Source organism: Paraburkholderia strydomiana, from assembly GCF_031456815.1.
GTDB lineage: Bacteria > Pseudomonadota > Gammaproteobacteria > Burkholderiales > Burkholderiaceae > Paraburkholderia > Paraburkholderia caledonica.
Genome location: NZ_JAVDVL010000001.1, coordinates 1153478 through 1171133, shown reverse-complemented (window position 1 = coordinate 1171133; position 17656 = coordinate 1153478). Strand labels below are relative to the sequence as shown.

Below are 17656 nucleotides of genomic sequence, written 5' to 3'. Positions count from 1 at the left end.
GATGATCAAGACTTCGCCGGCAGGGTATGACCTGGGAAACTCACGTCGGCGAGGTGCGCGCAATGCGCTCCTGCCGCTTGCTGCGGCGCTGCTGTGCTGCGTCGCTTCAATCGAAGCGCGCGCCGCTGGTGCGCTGCCCGCGGGCGGAAGCTTCGTCCGCGGAAACGGCTCCATCAGCGGCGACGGTACGACGGTGACCATCAATCAGGGTTCGAGCCGGGGCGTCGTCGACTGGAATAGCTTTTCGATAGGCAGCGGCAACCGCGTCGTGTTCGCCAACGGTAACGGCTCGACGCTCAATCGCGTCACGGGCGGCTCTCCGTCCGCCATCATGGGTACGCTCACGGCCAGCGGCAGCGTCTACCTGATCAATCCCCAAGGCATCCTTGTCGGCTCGGGAGGCGTAATTTCGACGAACGGACGTTTTGTCGCGTCGACGCTCAACGTCGTCGACATCGACGCATTCATGAACGGCCAGCCGTTGACACTCGCGGGCAATTCCGGCGCGAGCATCGTCAACATGGGGACGATCGGATCCGGCACCGGCGACGTGTTTCTCATCGCGCGGCAACGGGTGGCCAATGCCGGCACGATCAGCGCGCCGAATGGCACGGTGGAACTGGCAGTCGGACAGCAGGTGTTGCTGCAGGACTCGTCCTCGGGCAGGCAGGTCTTCGTGCAACCGGGCCAGCAGGGCGCGGGCGGGACCATCGGGAATAGCGGCTTGATCGAGGCGGCGCAGGTCAGCCTGCAAGCCGTTGACGGCAACATCTACGCGCTCGCCGGCAACAACGAAGCGATCCGCGCAACGGGCACGACCACGCGCGACGGACACGTGTGGCTCGTTGCGGGACACGGCACGCTGCAGCCAGGCGGCACGATCGAGGCAACCGGCGGCACCGTCGACATGAGCGCGGACACGGTGGCATTTCCAACCGGCGGCGCCACGGTCCGGGCTAACCAGTGGAACATCGCGACACCGGCATTCACCGTAGACGGCAACGCGGCGCAAGCGCTTTCCACGAGTCTCGGCACCGGCACATCGGTTAACGTGCAAACGACCGGCGCGAACGGCAGCACCGGCGACATCGACGTGAACTCGGGAATCGGCTGGCAGGGCAACGCCTCGTTGACGCTTGCTGCGTATCGCAACCTGACGATCGCACAAGGTGCAACCGTCGGCAACCAGGGCGGCGGGAGCCTGACGTTGCGCGCGGACTCCGCCAGCATCGACAACGGTGGCAGCGTGGCCAATCGCGGTGTGATCGACTGGTCGCGCAGCACGGGCCTCGTCAATGCGCTCTACGACATGAACGGGACGTACAGTCCCGGCACGTTGCTGGCCAATACCGCATGGGCTGCCGCGGCCGGCAGCGGTCAGATCACGCAGATCACCGCCTACAAGCTGGTCAATAACGTGACGGACCTCCAGAACATTTCTCAGGATCTGGCGGGTAATTACGCGCTCGGTACGGACATCGACGCGAGCGGCTACACATTGACGCCGATCGGCAACCATACGACGCCTTTCACCGGCCAGTTCGACGGCATGTGGCACAACGTGCGCAACGCAAAGATCGAGATTGCCGACTTCAGCACGGATTATTCGTCCGGCCTGTTTGGTCTTGTCGGGCAGACCGGCGTGCTGCGCGATGTCGGTGTGGAAAACGGTTCGGTGAGCACGAGCCACTCGGGCAGCGGCCTGCTCGCCGGCGTGAACCAGGGCACGATTGCGAATGCGCATTCGACCGGCGTGGCCATGGAACTCTTCCAGAACGGCACCACGTTCGGCGGGCTGGTCGGCCGCAACGACGGCAACATCGAGCGCTCGTGGAGCAGTGCCTCGGTCTCGGGCTCGGACGCGAACGGCGGACTCGTCGGCTACAACCTCGGTTCGATTACGCAGTCGTATGCAACCGGCAGCGTCAGTCCGGTTTTCTCGACGGGGTACGGCGGCGGGCTGGTCGGCATTAACGAGGGAACCGTCGCGCAGTCGTTTGCGACAGGCGCGGTTCAAACGCAACGCATGCCCACGCACGGCGTGATTGCGTTCGGCTCAGGCACACTCGCGCCGGACGTCTACTGGAACAAGGAGACGACAGGGCAGCCCGCGAGTGGCGGGAGCTTGCCGCCGTCGAACGGCCTGACCACCGCGCAGATGAGCGACCCGGCGAACTTCGCGGGTTATGACTTCGGACCGAACGGCGTATGGGCGATGCCGTCAGGCGCGACGCAACCCGTGTTGCGCTGGCAGCTTGCCCATTAGGCGGCGCACTTCATTCGCGGACGAGCCGTCGCGCGTGCCGCCCCTGCGGTGGGCGCTGGTGACGTCATGCCTGCTGGCGGCTCTTCAGTCTTCGCCGGGGTTCGCGCAGGCCTGGCGCGACGTCGCTCCGCGGCCGGCGCCGCCGACTCCGCGCAGCGCGCCGTCGCAACCTTCCGCGCAGTCCGAAGCGCAATCCGCGCAAGTCGCGGTGGCGAAGCTCGAAGGTCTGATATTCGAACCCGCGGGCGCGAATGCGCCAGCGGCGGCCACACACCCAGGCGTTGCCGCCGAGTCGTTGCCCGAACTCGACCCGGCTTTTCTCCGCACGTTCGAGGCCGATCTCGGCGAGCCGCTCACCTTTGGACGGCTCGCTGAAATCCGCCGCGCCGTGGTCGAGCACTATCGAGCCGCCGGCAAACCGCTCGTGGATGTCTTTGTGCCCGAGCAGGACGTAAGCTCTGGCGTCGTGCGTGTTGCGGTCGCGGAATTTCGCCTGGGGCAGCTGCGCACGAGCGGCAATCGCTACTTCTCCGACGACCTGCTGAAACGCGAAATGCCGCTCGAAGCGGGCGGGCCGATTCTGCAATCGGACGTGTCGCTGGGTCTGGCCGTACTCAACGCAAATCCCTATCGACGCGTGGATGCCGTCTTCGCGCCAGGCGAAGCGGCGAATTCGACCGACGTCATCTTGCAGACCGACGACCGCCTGCCGCTGCGGGTGAACGCCGGGTACGACAATGCGGGTGTGCGCGACCTCGGCCGGGACCGTTTTTTCGCAGGTATCGACTATGGCAATCTGTTCGGGCTCGACCAGCACATCGCATATCAATTCACGGCCAGCAATGATTTTTTCAGCGGCAATCCGGACATTGAGGGACGCGCCAATCGCGCGCGTTTCACCGCCCACGCGCTGAGCTATATCGTGCCTCTGCCGTGGCACGACAGCATCGAAATGTTCGGCGTCTATGCGCAAAGCACGCCGCGCCTGCCGGACAGTTATGGGCAAACCGGCATTTCGGCGCAGATGAGTTTCCGCTACGACTGGCGTTTGCCGACGACGGCGGATGCGGCGCAACTCGTCCAGCTCGGGTATGACTTCAAGCGCAGCAATAACGATCTGGAATTCGGCGGCTTTCAGGTGTTCAACTCGAACACGCACATACACCAGTTTCTGCTCACGTACGATTTCAGCAAGCCGGGCGATGCGGGAGCAGCGCATGCCTCGGCAACGCTTGTGGCAAGTCCCGGCAGATTGGACGGCTCCAACAACGACGCAGCGTTCGCCACGGCGCGACACGGCGCGACAGTGCGCTACGCGTATCTGCAACTCGCTGCGCAGCGCGCTTTCGCGCTTGGCGGCGGATTCACGTTGAGCGGGCGAGGCGCGTTCCAGTGGACGCCGAACACGCTGTTGCCGAGCGAGGAAATGGGCTTGGGAGGAGAGTCCAGCGTGCGAGGTTACGAGCCGTATGTCGTGCTGGGCGATCGCGGCTGGAACGTGCAGACCGAATTGCGCGCGCCCGCGTTGCCGTTCGGCACGAGCAGCGCGGCGGCGCAACCCTTTGTGTTCATCGACGCTGGCCATGTGTGGAATCGCATCGACCAACCTGCGGAGACAGGTAACGGTTCGCTGGTCAGCGTCGGTGCGGGAGTGCGTTTTCAATGGTCGCGTTTCGTCGATTTCCGCTGCACTTACGGCGTGCCGCTTCGCGCACCGACGCCGGGCGGCTCCAAAGCGCCGATGGTACTTCTCTTCGTTTCAATCGGCAGTTAAAGCGCAGCGGGCACGGCACAAATCGCTGCCATTGAGTCTCGACAAATACTTAGCGTAACTGACGGCTAGTAATCGACGATTTTTCACTAGATCGGTTGCATATACTTGGGCTTACGCGCGGGATGCTTGTCCAAAGTGCGTGAGCGCGGAGCCGTTCGCGTTCGTCTTGCGCGTCTGGGTCCCGGCAGGAAGTGAGGAGAACGTCATGGCGACATATGTTGTTCTTGCACAATTTACTGACCAAGGCATACGCAACGTGAAAAACAGCGCGCAACGCGCTGGTCAGGCTGCGGAAATGGCCAGGAGCTTTGGCTGTGAAATGAGGGAGATCTATTGGACGATGGGGCAATACGACATTGTCACCATCGTTGAAGCACCGGACGAGCAGAGCTTTTTGTCGTTCGGCCTTGCGCTAGGTTCAGCGGGGAACGTCAAGACGCAAACGCTTCGCGCCTTCTCCGCCGACGAATTCAGCGCATGTATCGGCAAGCTTCCATAAGACGGTTCGCATCAGCCTGGCGAAGCGTGAGGCCTCACCGACTATTGATCCGTCGTGCGGCGATCGGAGAGCGGTTCGCATTCAACGGTGGCCGCATCGGATCTTTTAAACGTGAGGTCGACGGAACGCGCCCCTAACGGCCGTGCCGGATTCAGCGCTGAACGCCTACCGCAGTTGCTTATGGAAGAACGTCGTACCGCAAAACCTTCCGTCAGGCATCAACGCATAGTTGGGCACGTCTCCCACGCGCTGCCAGCCTGCGCGTTCGTAAAGTCTCTCGGCGTCGCCGCCCGTCACCGTGTCGAGCACGAGCACGGACTTGCCCGCGCGCCGCGCTTCTTCGTCGACGGCTGTCATGAGCCGCGCGGCAATGCCTTGGCGCCTCGCTGCACGGCAAACGAGCATCTTCGCGACGTCCGCGCGATGCGGCTGATTTTCAGGTTGCGCAGTGACGAGTTGCACGGTACCGACGAGCTTGCCGTCCGCGGATTCAGCGACAAGAAGGATTCTTTCGTTGCGCGCTACGCCGTTGGCCACCTGCTTCCAGAATTGCAGCGCTGTTTCTTTCGAAATGGGCAACATGAAGCTGACCGACGCGCCTCCTTCGACGCAGTCGATCAGTAGATCGGCGAGCCGATCGGCGTAGCGCATTGCTTCGTCAGCGCCGACGCGCCGAACGGCTATTGATTCAGTCATCTTTCGCTCCGCGAGTCGGAGGGCAAAGTGCACAACGCTACGAGATAGCGAGCGCGCCGGCGCGACGTGTTACGAAAACGAATCGGGCTGTCCAGTTTCATGGTGAGACAGTCGCCGGTTTCGAGTTGCCATTTCCGTTCTCCCACCGTGATTTCCATCGAGCCGTCAATTAGCCATATCTGTTGATGGATATCGGCGTCGCGCGCGCTTGTGTCGTAGCTCACTTCCTTGCCGCGCGGAAAATCCACTTCTACCAACTGGATAGGCGAATACGCGGGCGGCGACACGTTACGCCGTATGTATCCTGAAACAGGGTCTTTCCATACCGGCTGATCGCGCAACGACGAATGCGGAGAAAGCTCGGTTGCTGAAGCAGCATCTGGATGCTCGAAGAGCGACGCGAGTGGAACGCCGAGTGCGGTTGCGAGCTTGTCGAGCACGACCGCGGTCGGACTACTTTCCCCGCGCTCGATAAGCGAGATGTTGGAGCGGCTCACCGAACTTCGCTCGGCGAGCGTCTCCAGCGACCACGCTTTTGCGTCGCGCAGTTCGCGAATGCGTCGCGCGATGATCTGGTGAACGTCCATGTTCCAGTTTAATGGAGAGAATTGTCCGGTAAACTAGATGGCGTGACCTGGCTTGTCAAGTCGTTGACCTACGCGGCGCGACGTGACGCGGCGCATACAGACACAACCCGCTATGAATCCGCGTTTGTGGCGGCTTGCTCGTCGCGCGCATATTGGGTTGGCGGCCGGCCGACGTGCCGCGTAAAGGCGACGCTAAATGTGCTTGCGGAACTGTAGCCGACGCGTTCTGCAATCTCCGCAATGCGCCCCGCGTTCCGTCGCAACATGTCCTTTGCGAGCGCCATGCGCCAGGTGAGCAGATATTGCATCGGCGCTACGCCGACCTCGCGACTGAACCGTTCGAAGAACGTCGAGCGCGAGAGGGCGGCCTCTTTCGCAAGCTCGGCGACCGTCCACGCGTGCGTCGGGCGCTGGTGCATGCCGCGAATCGCGGCTGCGAGCCGGCAGTCCGAAAGCCCGCAAACCAGACCCGGCGATGCGTTGGTTTTTGCGGATGAGCGCAGCGCCTCGATCAGCAACACCTCAAGAAGCCGAGAGAGCACGACTTCACGCGCGGGTCGCTGCTCGCGCGATTCTTCCCGCACCAGGTCAACGAGCGTGGCGAGCCGCTGCTCGCCACGCACATGCACGAGTTGCGGCAGCAGCGAAACCAGCAGCGACGCATCCGGTGAACCGAAGGTGCAATGTCCCGCCATCATTCGTGCGTCGATCTTGTTGCCAGGCGCGCCGATTCTGAACTCGCCATTTCCGAGCGCGATGGGCGCGGGCGTTTCGATGCCCGGCGGCGGAGGCTGAAGGCTCGACATGGCGACGCCGTAGGCTGCGGGAATCAGAACGAAATCGCCGGACGTCAATTCGATTGGATCGTGCCCGTCGATCGCGATGCGGCATCCGCCTTCGAGTATGACGCAATAGAACGGTTGGCCTGCGTCCGAGCGACTGATGCGCCACGGACTCGCGCCGAAAACGAGCTTCGAAAATCGCGCACTCGGCTGCAGCAGCGTCACCACTTCGGCAAGTGGGTCGGTCATGGTCGGACTCTCGCAAATGAAATTCGGACGTTTGATTGTAGCGAGTACGGCGCGAGCAATCTATCGTACGAGCAGTCGCCAACCTTTCCCACAGGAGTTTCAATGCAAACCGTGCTTATCACTGGCTGCTCTTCCGGTTTCGGTCGCGAAATTGCCCGCCATTTTCTCGCTCAAGACTGGAACGTCGTGGCGACCATGCGCACGCCGCGCGCGGACGTGCTCCCGCCTTCGGAGCGCCTGCGCATACTGGCGCTTGACGTTACGAACCCGGACAGCATCCGCGAGGCCGTTGAGGCGGCGGGGCCGATCGACGTGCTCGTCAACAATGCGGGTATCGGCGCGGCATCTCCGGCTGAGTTGACTCCGCTATCGACGGTGCACGAGGTGTTCGAGACCAACACGTTCGGCACGATCGCAATGACGCAGGCAGTGCTGCCGCAGTTCCGCGAGCGCGGCGCCGGCGTCGTCGTGAACGTGACCTCGAGCGTGACGTTGAGGGCACTGCCGCTGCTCGCCGCGTATCGCGCAAGCAAAGCAGCAGTGAATGCATTTACCGAGTCGATGGCGCTGGAACTCGAGCAATTCGGCGTTCGGGCACGTCTGGTGTTGCCGGGCCGCGCGCCCGATACCCGCTTCGGCGAAAACGCGCGCGCCAACATGCACGGGTTTGAGCACGAGGCGTACGAGGATCTCGGCAAGAAGGTCTTTGCGCAGTTCGCGGATACGTCCTCGCAGATCACGCATGCGGAGGACGTCGCCAAAGCGGTGTGGCGCACCGCGACCGATCCGTCAGCCCCGATGCACATTCCAGCTGGTGCCGATGCTGAAGAATGGGCGTCTGCGGCTCGCTGAACCGGCTGCCTATCGTCGAACGGATTTGCCCGAAGCGATGCAACGCCGCAGCGATCGGTTTCCTGATCGACACCGTTTGTTGCATGCGCTCGGCGCGCACTCTTTCACACGAGCCGCGATCCGCCGTCGACGTTGAGCGTCGCCCCGTTCATCCAGCCGTTGGTCATGAGAAAGAGGACGCTCGCGCCGGCTTCGTCCGCCGTGCCTAAGCGCTTCAACGGCAGCGAATTGCGCATCGACTCGACAACCGCATCGCGGTTCGCGCCGAGCGCCTTGCTGAAGATCGGTGTGTCGATCGGCCCCGGCGACAACGTGTTGACGCGAACCGGCGCGAGTTCCAGCGCAAGGCCCCGGGCGAAAGCCTCCATCGCGGCGGAAGCAGCGGCGAGCACTGCCGTCCCGTTTGCGTTGGGGCGGTCGGCGAGCGCGCCTGAGATCAGCGTGATCGAACCGTCCTGGCTCAGACGGTCGCCCACCGCGCGCACCGCATGGACCGCGGACCACATCCGCTCGTCGAACGCGCGGCGAAGATAGTCGACCTCGGCCTCGCGAACCTTGCCCGCCACGAAGGTGCCGGCCAGCAAGACCAGATGATCGACTCGCGCGATATCACTCAGAGCAGCTTCGAGCGCAACGCCGTCGGTAACGTCAGCCGCGCGCCAGCCGTCGAAGCCGTGCTTCGTGGCTACTTCTTCCGTGCTCGCCGCGTTGCGACCGACCACGATCACGTGTGCGCCGGCGGCCTTGGCCTGAGTCGCGGCCGCGAGGCCGATACCCGACGTGCCGCCGACAATCACCACGGTCTTGCCTTCGAGTTGTCCGCGCAGCGACTGGCCGCCTGCGACGTTGCTGAAAGTGCCGATGCTCGATGCGTTGCTCATGTTGTTCTCCGTTGAAGACGCCATCGCGGCGTCGTTGGAGAACAGATTAAATTGAAGCTGTGGCCTTGATAATTGGGTTGAGATTCGCTTTAATCATGCCATCATGGAACAAATCGGAATTGAACGACTGACGGGCCTGATCGCCTTCGCGCGGGCTGCTTCGCTCGGCAGCTACACAGCGGCGGCGCGAGCGCTGTCGGTTTCGCCGTCCGCGGTCGGCAAAAGCGTGCAGCGGCTCGAACAGCACTTCGGGTTGCGACTCTTCAGCCGGACCACGCGCTCGCTCACGTTGACGCCGGAAGGCCGCGACCTGCTCGAACGCGCGCAGCGCCTGCTGCGCGAAGCGGAAGACATCGAGCAGGCAGTGGTCGCCGCCCGCGCTGAACCCGCCGGCACCATTAAGGTCACGGCACCGCTGCCGGTTGGCGTTCATATCCTCGCGCCAGCGCTGCCCGGCTTTCGCACGCGATATCCAAACGTGAATGTCGACCTGCGCCTTGGCGATCAATATGTGGACCTCATCGCGGAAGGCGTCGATATTGCAATACGTGCTGGCGACCCCGGCGATTCGCGGTTGATCTCGCGTCACCTTGCGCCGCACCGGCTTTGTACGTTCGCATCGCCCGACTATCTGCGTCGACGCGGCGAGCCTCGGCATCCAGACGAGCTCAAGGCACACGAGTGCGTGAATTTCCGTTATCAGAGCACCGGTCAGCCGGCGCGGTGGCCGTTCCAAACGGGCAAGAGCGTGCTGGAGATTGTGCCGGACGCGCCCATTACCATCGACGTCAGCGACGCAGTTGCAGCGGTTGTGGTCGCGGGCGGCGGCATAGGCCTTTCACCGACTTATATCGCGGCGCCGTATGTGAAGCGCGGCGAACTGGTACCGGTCATGCACGAGTTTGCGCACGCCCGCCATCCGCTGACTGCGCTATGGCCGGAGAGCCGGCGCGGCAATCCGAACGTGAAGGCGTTCGTTGCGTTTCTCGCCGAAGTCTTTCCGTCTCCGGCTCCGTGGGACCAGCTCATCGAGGCAGTTGCCCGCGCGCGCAAGCTTGAACGCGGACAGTAAAGCGCGTTAGTCGAATGCCGGCGTTTTCCCAAGCGCCATTGCCATCGCCTGCAATGCGACCAGGTAACCGTTCGCGCCGAGACCGCAAATCACCCCCGTCGCTGCACGCGAAATCAGCGAGTGCCGATACGTCTCGTCGCGTTTATGGATGTTGGTGATGTGCAGCTCGATCAACGGTTGCTGGATAAGTTTGACGGCGTCGAAGACAGGCACCGACGCAAACGAGAAGCCCGCCGGGTTGATGATGACTGCAGCGTTGCGCTCGAACGCCTCCTGCAACCAGTCGACGAGCGTCGCTTCGCTATTGGTCTGGCGGAAGTCACATGTCAGCGCCAGTTGCTCAGCGAGCGCCTCGACCCGCTGCTGTATCTGCGCAAGCGTGGTCGCTCCGTAGAGATGCGGCTCGCGCTTGCCAAGCATGTTCAGGTTCGAGCCGTTCAGCACATAGACGAGGTCGGTCATTATCGGTTTGCCTGTTTCATAAATGCGGAAGTTGCGTAATGCGTGACAAGAAGACGCGAAGGCGGGACAAGTCTCAAGTGTGGCGCCCGTTGCCGATGCCGGCCGATACATAGCCCGCATCGCCCGTCACTGCGGAAGTGGAATCCGTGCGGTTCATGTCGATGCCAAGCGTTTCGCGCGCCGTCAGAATCGCGATCAGTGAAATGACGTTGAACGCGACGCACACGGCCACGACGCCCCACGGCGAACCGTGGCAAACCGAGAACAGCCATACCGCGAGCACGGGCATCGGCCCCCCTGCGATGAGATTCGCGCCGGTGTAGGCGAGGGCCGAACCGGAATAGCGCACGTTAGTCGGGAAGGCTTCCGCGAATGCGACGGGTTGAATGCCGCTCTGGAACTGCGTGAAGCCCAGGAAAAAGCCCATGGCCGCAAGCATCGGCACGAAGCTCTTCGTGTCGAGAATCTGGAAGTAGACAAACAGCATCAGCAGCGTTGCCGTGGAACCAATGGCGAGCGCCTTGCGGCGGCCGATCCGGTCGCTCAGCATGCCGCCGGCAAGCGCTCCGACAATCGCGCAGACGTTCGCGCCCATCAACAGCAGAAAGCCGGTTTGCTTCGGGATGGCAAGCGTCTTCGTGATGTAGCTGAGCGAGAACACGACGATCAGATAAAAGATCGCAGCGGGTCCGCAGAAGAACAGCATCCAGCGCAGAACGGTTCGCCAGTGCAGACGCAGCGCGTCTCGCAGCGGACTGCTCACGTGCACGACCTCCGTTTTGCGCAACTCGACGAAAGCCGGCGTCTCGCTGACCTTCAGGCGGATATATACACCGACGATCACCAGCACGAAGCTCAGCACAAACGGTATGCGCCATCCGTACGAGTCGAACGCGCTCGCCGACATCGTGGACGCGAGCAATAGCAGCACGCCGTTCGCCATGATCTGACTGAGCGGCGAGCACAAGCCCAGCAGGCCGGAATACTTGCCGCGGCGATCCGCACTGGCGTGTTCGATCGCCATCAACTGCGCGCCCGTCGATTCTCCACCCAGCGCGAAGCCCTGCAGAATGCGCAATACGACGAGCAGAATCGGCGCCCATACGCCAATGCTGGCATAGGTGGGCAGCAAGCCCATCATCATCGAAGCGAGACCCATAACCGTGACCGTGCCGAGCATCAAATTGCGGCGCCCGAGCTTGTCGCCAAGGTGTCCGCAGATGATCGCGCCGAGCGGACGCGCGGCGAGACCCACGCCGAACGTTGCCAGCGAAGCCAGCAAAGCGGAGGTGGAGTCCATCGAAGGGAAAAACAGTTTGGGCAGTACCGTTGCGGCCAATGCGCCGTAGAGCGTGAAATCGAACCACTCCAGTGCGGTGCCGATTGCGGCGGCGGTCACCGCGCGCGTGCGCATCGCCGCAGATGTGCTGTGTTGTGCGTCATGTGCCATGTTGTCTCCTTGACCTGCCGCCGTGCAAAACGTGCCGTGCGGAATATGGCGGAAGTGCCGACGGTCGCCGCCGTCCGCTGCTCTCGCGCTTTATAAATTGCTGTTTGCCGGGACTCCTGGGGGCATTGGGAATCTCGTGAACCAAGGTTAGCATTGGTAGGTGGGACGCTATTCCAGGGTGGAATTTCGTTTCATATCGTGCAACCATTCGGCTTCACCGCGTTCCGCTGAGGCACGCGGACCTCCGGAGACAGATATGCCCGGCGTCACAGAACGCACCATGGCGGTCCTCGAATTTCTAGCCACGCAGATGGAAGGCACGCCGCTCGCATTGATTGCGGACGAGCTCGATATTCCGCGCAGCGCGTGTCACCGCCTGCTCGTCGATTTGAAAAATTGCGGCTACGTGCGGCAGTTGCGCGAGCACGGCGACTATGTGCTGACAACCAAGCTCGTCGGCTTGGGGTTGGGGTATCTCGCGACCTCGGGGATCGTGGATATTGCACAGACCGTACTGGATCGCCTCGCCGAAAAATCGGGCGAACTGGTGCGGCTTGCAATAGTCGACGGCGACAGACTGACGTGGGTCGCCAAGTCGCAAGGCGCATTGAAGGGCCTGCGCTACGACCCCGACATGGGCATGGACACGATCCTGTCGTGCAGCGCCACCGGCCACGCATGGATGATGACGATGACCGACGAGCGAGCGCTGGAACTCGTCTCGCGGCAAGGCTTCGGGCAGCCCAAGCAGTACGGCCCGAACGCGCCGACGACAATTGCCGGCTTGTTGAAATTCGTTCATGCGGCGCGCGAGCGCGGCTATGCAACCATTAACGAAGTGTTTGCGCCCGGCATGACGGCAATGGCCGCGCCCGTCCTGCGACGCGGTTATCCCGCCATCGGCGTGATCAGCATAGCGGGACCGCTCGTGCGGCTCAACGAGAAGCGCATGGCGAGCCTCGGCCCGACGCTGCTCGCAGCAGCCGCCGAACTGGCTGCCGCGAGCCACGCATCGCCGCTATTCGATCGCGGACGTAACTGACGCAACAGACGTAACTGACGTGACCGGCGCGGCTGGCTGCCGCGCTTCGGCTCAACGCGGAATGAGCCGCTCTTCTTTGAGCCGGTCGAATAGTTCGAAGAATGCGTCAGGCGTGCTCTGATAATCGAGGAATCCGGCCTTGCGGCTCTTCGTCATATCGGTGAGTACTTCCATGGGACGCCCCAGATCCGCGTCCGTGTGCCACCACGACGCGAGCTTGCCGATATCGCTTTCGCGCAGATCGAACTGTGCGGCAATGTCGGCCCATTGCTTGCCCGCATCCTGCATGCGATTTTCAAGCGGACGCACGACGCCGTCGAACGGAGCCGCTTCCACGCCGAAGTATTCCGCCAGTCGCGGCCACAGCCATTTCCAGCGAAACACGTCGCCGTTGACCACGTTGAAGTCTTCATTGCGCGCATTCGGCGAGGTGGCGGCCCATTCCAGATGCCGTGCGAGAAGGCGGGCGTCGGTCATGTCGGTGAGACTTTCCCATTGCGCGGCGGAGCCCGGGAAAACGAACGGCTGACCCGTGTGTTTGCACAGCGTTGCATAGACGGCCAGCGTCATGCCCATGTTCATCGCGTTGCCGATCGCGAAGCCAATGATCGTGTGCGGACGAATACCGTTGCCCGCTGATTGAAGTAAAGCAAGTGAGGCGTGCCGATCCAATCGTCAAAGCTGCGGATCGAGCAGCGCCACTGTGCGTTCCAGCAGTTTCTCGGCAAGCGGACGACGGCGCCAGTCTTCGAGCGTAATGCGTTTCGCGCGAGCGACGTCGTCGTCGAAAATCGCTGTCTGCTGGCGCGCGAAATCGCGATCGTAGATGTTGAGATTGGCCTCGTCGTTGAGTTTGAACGAGCGGCTGTCGAAGTTGGTCGAGCCGACCGACACCAGATACTCGTCTACGACAATCACCTTGCAGTGGTACATGGTCGGCTGGTACTCGTACATTTCGACGCCTGCCGCCAGCAGGTCGCCCCAGCAAGCACGCGATGCCTCGCGCACCGTGCGCGTGTCGATATGCTTGCCCGGCGTGATGACACGCACCCTCACGCCGCGCTTCGCGGCCTCGACGATGGCGTTGATCGTCAGCTTGTCGGGCACGAAGTAGGCGCTCGAGAGGTGGATGGAATGCGTCGCGGCGGTGATAGCCATGAGGTACATCAGCTGCATGTCGTCGCTGCCGCCCGAGGGCGAGCTGCTGAACATATGCGCAAGGCCGTCACCGGCAGCGTCGATCTCTGGAAAGTATGGCGAGCCGTGCAGTACATTTCCGGTTGCCTTGACCCAGTTGTCCATGAACACAGCCTGCATCTGTCCGACCGCCGGGCCCGCGACGCGAAAGTGCGTGTCGCGCCAGTGCTTCTCGTCCTGCGCGTGACCGGTCCATTCGTCGGCGATACCCACGCCGCCCGTATAGCCGATGCGTCCGTCGATCACGAGCAGCTTGCGGTGCGTGCGATCGTTCATGCGACCAAGGCCTGTCCAGTGCGGCTTGTGATACTGGATGACTTCGGCCCCCGACTCGCGCAACATCTCCAGATAGCGCTTATCCATCTTCGACGAGCCGACCCAGTCGAGCAGCACATGCACCGCGACACCCGCACGCGCCTTCTCGGACAATGCATGCGCAACCTTTTCGCCGATCGCGCCAGACCAGTAAATGAAGGTTTCGAATGTGATGGTGTGCTGCGCCGAGCGTATGCCTTCCATCATCGACGGAAAGATCTCGTCGCCATTTACGAGCACCTGGAATTGATTGCCCCCGACAACAGGTGGCCCGAGCAGCAGCCCCATCGAGCGGGTGAACTGAGGATCGTTGCTCGGGTAAAGCCTTTCGATCTTGTGCTCGATCTTCTTCTCGCCGCTCGTCAGGTTCGCGATGACGAGCACGATAGCGAGCGTTACGGCGACCGTCAGGATGATCAGGGCAATCGTCGGCATGCGCAGCCTCCCGTAGCGGACGTCCGTCCGGAACCATAAGTGTACGGGCGTTTTGAGCAGCGCATGGGTCGGCAAGCGCACGCATGTTGCGTCGCCTTTGCTCGCGCCGTTCATCGGATCTGGCCGATAGTGGTGAACATGTCGGCGCTCAATGCCGAGTTAATTTGGCCGAGCGGCGACCGGTTGCAAAACGAGAGCCCAACTATCTAGCGGGACGCAACCTTCGCGAGAACCAGCGTGACAGCCCACAGCACGAACGCGGCCATGCTAAACGCAAAGCCCAGTGTGCAGACGCCGGCCCAACCCGTGCGCGCAAATACGTAGGTAGAAGTTGCCGAGCCCAGACCGCTTCCCGCTGAATAAAAGAGCATGTAGCAACCGACCAGGCGACTTTGTGCTTCAGGCCGAAGCCGGAAGATCATGCTCTGGTTGATGACGTGGACCGCCTGGCCACCCATGTCGAGCAGCACAATGCCCACGATCAACGCGAGCATGCTGTGCTGCATGAAACCGATAGGTATCCACGACACGAGCAGGCACACGAGCGCCGCGCCGGTAGTCCATTGTCCAAGGCCGCGATCGGCAAGGCGCCCGGCTCTGGCTGCCGCCAACGCCCCGATTGCGCCAACCAGCCCGAAGGCGCCGATCTGCGTATGCGACATCGCAAACGGTGGGGCGCTCAGCGGTAAGACAAGAGCGCTCCAGAAGCTGCTGAATGCCGCGAACATGAGGAGGCCGATTGCGCCTCGAACCTGTAACACGCGTTCCGACGCAAGCAGGGTAAGCATCGAACGTAGCAATTCTGCGTAGCTCATTTTGACGGGGTTCACGCGCGGCGCGGGCAGTGCGATCCGCAGCACGATCAGCATGACGATTGTCAGCAGCCCCGATATCAGATAGACGGACCGCCAGCTGAGCAGATCGGTAATGAGGCCCGCGAAGCAGCGAGCTATCAGCAGCCCGATTACCACACCGCTTTGAGCCGCGCCGACCACACGGCCGCGCTCCGATTCGTGCGCCAGCGCCGCTGCGTATGCAATGAGTCCTTGCGTCATGGCGGTACCGAGCATTCCGACGCCGACCATGCCGATCATCAGCATGAGCGGCGAGTCCGCGATTCCGGTCATGGTCAATACGGCGGCGAGCAGTATCAGTTGCGCACCGATCAGGCGTTTCCGGTTCACGAGATCGCCGAGCGGGACGAGCAGCAGCAAGGCCATCGCGCAACCTAACTGGGTTGCCGTGATCACTCCGCCGACCGCCGCCTGCTGGATGCCGAAGTCCGCGGCAATCGCGTCGAGCAGCGGTTGCGCGTAGTAGACATTGGCGACGCTCATCGCGCAACACATTGCGAGAAGTAGAACCAGCGCTGGCGCTACGGCGTGCTCCGCATGAACCTCGCGTGACCTGGGCCGGTCCGTCACAACGCATTGTGTGCATCCGGAATCCATTTATCGTCCTTTCCGCAAACTGAAACGTAGTTGCAAAATGAAACTACGTGAAGTGTATTCACGCTTGTTTTAAAATGCAACTGGTTCTGGCGTGACGAAGTTTTCATCTCTTCGTGTTGCGCGCGGGCTGAACGGCAATGGTTTGGTCAACAGGAGGTGTTGCAGATGGCTGCGCGTAAGAGTCTTGCGGATTCGTCGTGCCCGGTGGCACGAGCGATCGATATCGTCGGAGACCGGTGGGCTCTGCTGATCGTGCGTGACGCGTTCGACGGCGTGCGCCGCTTCGGGCAATTCCAGGAGAGCCTGGACATTGCGCGCAACATACTGACCGACCGGCTGCGGCGCCTCGTCGAAGCGGGGGTGCTCGAAGTGGTCGCCGCGTCGGACGGTTCCGCCTATCAGGAGTACATCCTGACGCCGAAGGGCGAAGCGCTCTTTCCGGTAATCGTCACGTTGCGTCAGTGGGGCGAAGGCAACCTGTTCGGACGCGGCGAAAAGCGTTCGCAGTTGATCGACCGTGCAAGTGGAAGGCCGGTGCCTAAGGTGGCACTACGCAGCGCGGATGGGGGCGCGCTGGCGCCGGCTGATACCTTCGTGAAGAAGTCGCGGCGCGGGTCTAGCAACTGACTATACCGATGGGTGCAGCGACGATAGTTGCGCAGGGTGCCTCACTGACGCGAAATGAATTCGACATGTACAGGTAGCGAAAAAAATGCTCAACACGTCGAGACGCGACACCACTGCACCCTCTTGTAAAGTCGCCATCACGCTGTTCGATGCACTCGCCGCAGAAAGTCCAGCGTCAGCGCGGCGATCTCATCACTCGCCTCCTCGAGCGCGAAGTGGCCCGCATCGAGCACATGCACTTCCGCGTCAGGAACGTCGCGCTGGTAAGCGTGCGCGCCCGACACCGTGAACGACGGATCGTATTTGCCCCACGTCACGAGCGTCGGCGGCTGGTGCTTGCGCAACCAGGCCTGCCAGCGCGGATAGGATTCCAGATTCGTGCGGTAATCGTAGAAGAGATCGGTCTGGATCGCGGCCTGTCCGGGGCGCGCCAGGAAGTGTTGCTCCTCGTGCCAGTTGTCCGGATCGTAGCGCTGCGGATCGGGGCTCGTGCCCACGTGACGCAGCTTCAACGCGTCCGGCGACGCGAGATTGAGCCATAAGCGCTCTTCGTGCTGGGCGCGGTCTTTCCAGAACGCTTTGCGCGTTTCCCACAACGGTCCGAGTCCCTCCTCATGCGCGACCGCGTTCTGGACCACAATGCCGGTCACTTTCTCGGGTCTCGCCATTGCAAGACGGAATCCCACCGGGCCACCGTAATCGGCCATAAAGAGTACATAACGATCGAGCTTTAGCGCGTCGGTGAACTGTTCTATCGACCGTGCGAAATTGTCAAACGTGTACGTGTAGCGATCCGGCGAGGGCGCTTCGCTGTTGCCGAAGCCCGGATAGTCCGGTGCGACCAGATGAAACTCGCGCGCGAGGAAGGGCATCAGTGGTTCGTACATTCGCGACGATGACGGAAAGCCATGCAGCAGCAGAACAGTCGGCGCATCTTTCGGGCCGGCCTCCCGGTAGAAAATATCGACGCCATCGATGCTCACGGTCGGATAGCGGAAGGTACGGCGGGTTGCGTCCAT

General features: G+C 62.2%; 16 protein-coding genes and 1 pseudogene. 7 read left to right on the top strand and 10 right to left on the bottom strand.

Annotation, left to right across the window (positions count from 1 at the left end; genetic code table 11):
- Window position 1: 1 nt before the first annotated feature.
- The 3 genes from J2W46_RS05220 (at window position 2) to J2W46_RS05210 (ending at window position 4539) form a co-directional block, all read left to right on the top strand.
- On the top strand, window positions 2–2266 hold the full coding sequence (locus tag J2W46_RS05220; RefSeq protein WP_310351873.1) for a two-partner secretion domain-containing protein: 2265 nt from the start codon (window positions 2–4) through the stop codon (window positions 2264–2266).
- 34 nt (window positions 2267–2300) lie between these two features.
- Window positions 2301–4040, top strand: a complete 1740-nt coding sequence (locus J2W46_RS05215) for a ShlB/FhaC/HecB family hemolysin secretion/activation protein (RefSeq protein ID WP_374726805.1) — start codon at window positions 2301–2303, stop codon at window positions 4038–4040.
- Window positions 4041–4245: 205 nt separating this feature from the next.
- Complete coding sequence (locus tag J2W46_RS05210) at window positions 4246–4539, top strand: GYD domain-containing protein (protein ID WP_087752039.1); 294 nt, start codon at window positions 4246–4248, stop codon at window positions 4537–4539.
- A 165-nt stretch (window positions 4540–4704) separates the two neighbouring features.
- Here J2W46_RS05210 and J2W46_RS05205 read toward each other — a convergent pair whose 3' ends face one another.
- From J2W46_RS05205 to J2W46_RS05195, 3 genes are all read right to left on the bottom strand, one after another.
- The gene (locus tag J2W46_RS05205) at window positions 4705–5235 is read right to left on the bottom strand and encodes a GNAT family N-acetyltransferase (RefSeq protein ID WP_310351871.1); all 531 of its coding nucleotides are present in this window, start codon (window positions 5233–5235) and stop codon (window positions 4705–4707) included.
- A complete protein-coding gene (locus tag J2W46_RS05200) occupies window positions 5232–5822 on the bottom strand; it encodes a helix-turn-helix domain-containing protein (RefSeq protein WP_310351867.1) in 591 nt (196 codons plus the stop codon). The genes J2W46_RS05205 and J2W46_RS05200 overlap by 4 nt, the downstream gene beginning before the upstream one ends.
- A gap of 110 nt (window positions 5823–5932) precedes the next feature.
- Complete coding sequence (locus J2W46_RS05195; protein WP_310351864.1) at window positions 5933–6853, bottom strand: AraC family transcriptional regulator; 921 nt, start codon at window positions 6851–6853, stop codon at window positions 5933–5935.
- Between the two features lie 102 nt (window positions 6854–6955).
- Here J2W46_RS05195 and J2W46_RS05190 point away from each other — a divergent pair, with 102 nt between their 5' ends.
- A complete protein-coding gene (locus J2W46_RS05190; protein WP_310351862.1) occupies window positions 6956–7705 on the top strand; it encodes an SDR family oxidoreductase in 750 nt (249 codons plus the stop codon).
- Window positions 7706–7809: 104 nt separating this feature from the next.
- Here J2W46_RS05190 and J2W46_RS05185 read toward each other — a convergent pair whose 3' ends face one another.
- Complete coding sequence (locus J2W46_RS05185) at window positions 7810–8586, bottom strand: SDR family oxidoreductase (RefSeq protein ID WP_310351860.1); 777 nt, start codon at window positions 8584–8586, stop codon at window positions 7810–7812.
- A gap of 103 nt (window positions 8587–8689) precedes the next feature.
- Here J2W46_RS05185 and J2W46_RS05180 point away from each other — a divergent pair, with 103 nt between their 5' ends.
- Entirely contained in the window at window positions 8690–9658 is a 969-nt protein-coding gene (locus tag J2W46_RS05180; protein ID WP_310351857.1) for a LysR family transcriptional regulator, read from the top strand.
- A 6-nt stretch (window positions 9659–9664) separates the two neighbouring features.
- On the opposite strand, the gene J2W46_RS05175 is transcribed toward J2W46_RS05180, so the two are convergent.
- Together J2W46_RS05175 and J2W46_RS05170 are read right to left on the bottom strand one after the other, a co-directional pair.
- The gene (locus J2W46_RS05175; RefSeq protein ID WP_027778751.1) at window positions 9665–10120 is read right to left on the bottom strand and encodes a type II 3-dehydroquinate dehydratase; all 456 of its coding nucleotides are present in this window, start codon (window positions 10118–10120) and stop codon (window positions 9665–9667) included.
- Between the two features lie 73 nt (window positions 10121–10193).
- On the bottom strand, window positions 10194–11570 hold the full coding sequence (locus J2W46_RS05170; protein WP_087752033.1) for an MFS transporter: 1377 nt from the start codon (window positions 11568–11570) through the stop codon (window positions 10194–10196).
- 256 nt (window positions 11571–11826) lie between these two features.
- Between J2W46_RS05170 and J2W46_RS05165 the strand changes: the two genes are divergently transcribed.
- Window positions 11827–12612, top strand: coding sequence for an IclR family transcriptional regulator (locus J2W46_RS05165; protein WP_288826362.1), 786 nt, complete (start codon window positions 11827–11829; stop codon window positions 12610–12612).
- A 51-nt stretch (window positions 12613–12663) separates the two neighbouring features.
- Here the strand turns inward: J2W46_RS05165 and J2W46_RS05160 are convergent.
- The 3 genes and pseudogenes from J2W46_RS05160 to J2W46_RS05150 form a co-directional block, all read right to left on the bottom strand.
- Window positions 12664–13233, bottom strand: a pseudogene (locus tag J2W46_RS05160) (NAD-dependent dehydratase); the annotation flags it as partial.
- Between the two features lie 54 nt (window positions 13234–13287).
- The gene (cls, locus tag J2W46_RS05155) at window positions 13288–14559 is read right to left on the bottom strand and encodes a cardiolipin synthase (protein ID WP_131316287.1); all 1272 of its coding nucleotides are present in this window, start codon (window positions 14557–14559) and stop codon (window positions 13288–13290) included.
- A gap of 206 nt (window positions 14560–14765) precedes the next feature.
- Complete coding sequence (locus tag J2W46_RS05150; RefSeq protein WP_310351851.1) at window positions 14766–16010, bottom strand: MFS transporter; 1245 nt, start codon at window positions 16008–16010, stop codon at window positions 14766–14768.
- 165 nt (window positions 16011–16175) lie between these two features.
- Here J2W46_RS05150 and J2W46_RS05145 point away from each other — a divergent pair, with 165 nt between their 5' ends.
- Window positions 16176–16637, top strand: a complete 462-nt coding sequence (locus J2W46_RS05145) for a winged helix-turn-helix transcriptional regulator (protein ID WP_310351850.1) — start codon at window positions 16176–16178, stop codon at window positions 16635–16637.
- 137 nt (window positions 16638–16774) lie between these two features.
- On the opposite strand, the gene J2W46_RS05140 is transcribed toward J2W46_RS05145, so the two are convergent.
- Entirely contained in the window at window positions 16775–17656 is an 882-nt protein-coding gene (locus J2W46_RS05140; RefSeq protein ID WP_310351848.1) for an alpha/beta fold hydrolase, read from the bottom strand.

What these genes read in the sequence shown, in the direction of transcription:
- J2W46_RS05220 (WP_310351873.1), top strand. Translation starts at nt 2, where the DNA reads ATGATCAAGACTTCGCCGGCAGGGTATGACCTGGGAAACTCACGTCGG.
- J2W46_RS05210 (WP_087752039.1), top strand. Translation starts at nt 4,246, where the DNA reads ATGGCGACATATGTTGTTCTTGCACAATTTACTGACCAAGGCATACGC.
- J2W46_RS05205 (WP_310351871.1), bottom strand. Translation starts at nt 5,235, where the DNA reads ATGACTGAATCAATAGCCGTTCGGCGCGTCGGCGCTGACGAAGCAATG.
- J2W46_RS05200 (WP_310351867.1), bottom strand. Translation starts at nt 5,822, where the DNA reads ATGGACGTTCACCAGATCATCGCGCGACGCATTCGCGAACTGCGCGAC.
- J2W46_RS05195 (WP_310351864.1), bottom strand. Translation starts at nt 6,853, where the DNA reads ATGACCGACCCACTTGCCGAAGTGGTGACGCTGCTGCAGCCGAGTGCG.
- J2W46_RS05190 (WP_310351862.1), top strand. Translation starts at nt 6,956, where the DNA reads ATGCAAACCGTGCTTATCACTGGCTGCTCTTCCGGTTTCGGTCGCGAA.
- J2W46_RS05185 (WP_310351860.1), bottom strand. Translation starts at nt 8,586, where the DNA reads ATGAGCAACGCATCGAGCATCGGCACTTTCAGCAACGTCGCAGGCGGC.
- J2W46_RS05180 (WP_310351857.1), top strand. Translation starts at nt 8,690, where the DNA reads ATGGAACAAATCGGAATTGAACGACTGACGGGCCTGATCGCCTTCGCG.
- J2W46_RS05175 (WP_027778751.1), bottom strand. Translation starts at nt 10,120, where the DNA reads ATGACCGACCTCGTCTATGTGCTGAACGGCTCGAACCTGAACATGCTT.
- J2W46_RS05170 (WP_087752033.1), bottom strand. Translation starts at nt 11,570, where the DNA reads ATGGCACATGACGCACAACACAGCACATCTGCGGCGATGCGCACGCGC.
- J2W46_RS05165 (WP_288826362.1), top strand. Translation starts at nt 11,827, where the DNA reads ATGCCCGGCGTCACAGAACGCACCATGGCGGTCCTCGAATTTCTAGCC.
- cls (WP_131316287.1), bottom strand. Translation starts at nt 14,559, where the DNA reads ATGCCGACGATTGCCCTGATCATCCTGACGGTCGCCGTAACGCTCGCT.
- J2W46_RS05150 (WP_310351851.1), bottom strand. Translation starts at nt 16,010, where the DNA reads ATGGATTCCGGATGCACACAATGCGTTGTGACGGACCGGCCCAGGTCA.
- J2W46_RS05145 (WP_310351850.1), top strand. Translation starts at nt 16,176, where the DNA reads ATGGCTGCGCGTAAGAGTCTTGCGGATTCGTCGTGCCCGGTGGCACGA.
- J2W46_RS05140 (WP_310351848.1), bottom strand. Translation starts at nt 17,656, where the DNA reads ATGGACGCAACCCGCCGTACCTTCCGCTATCCGACCGTGAGCATCGAT.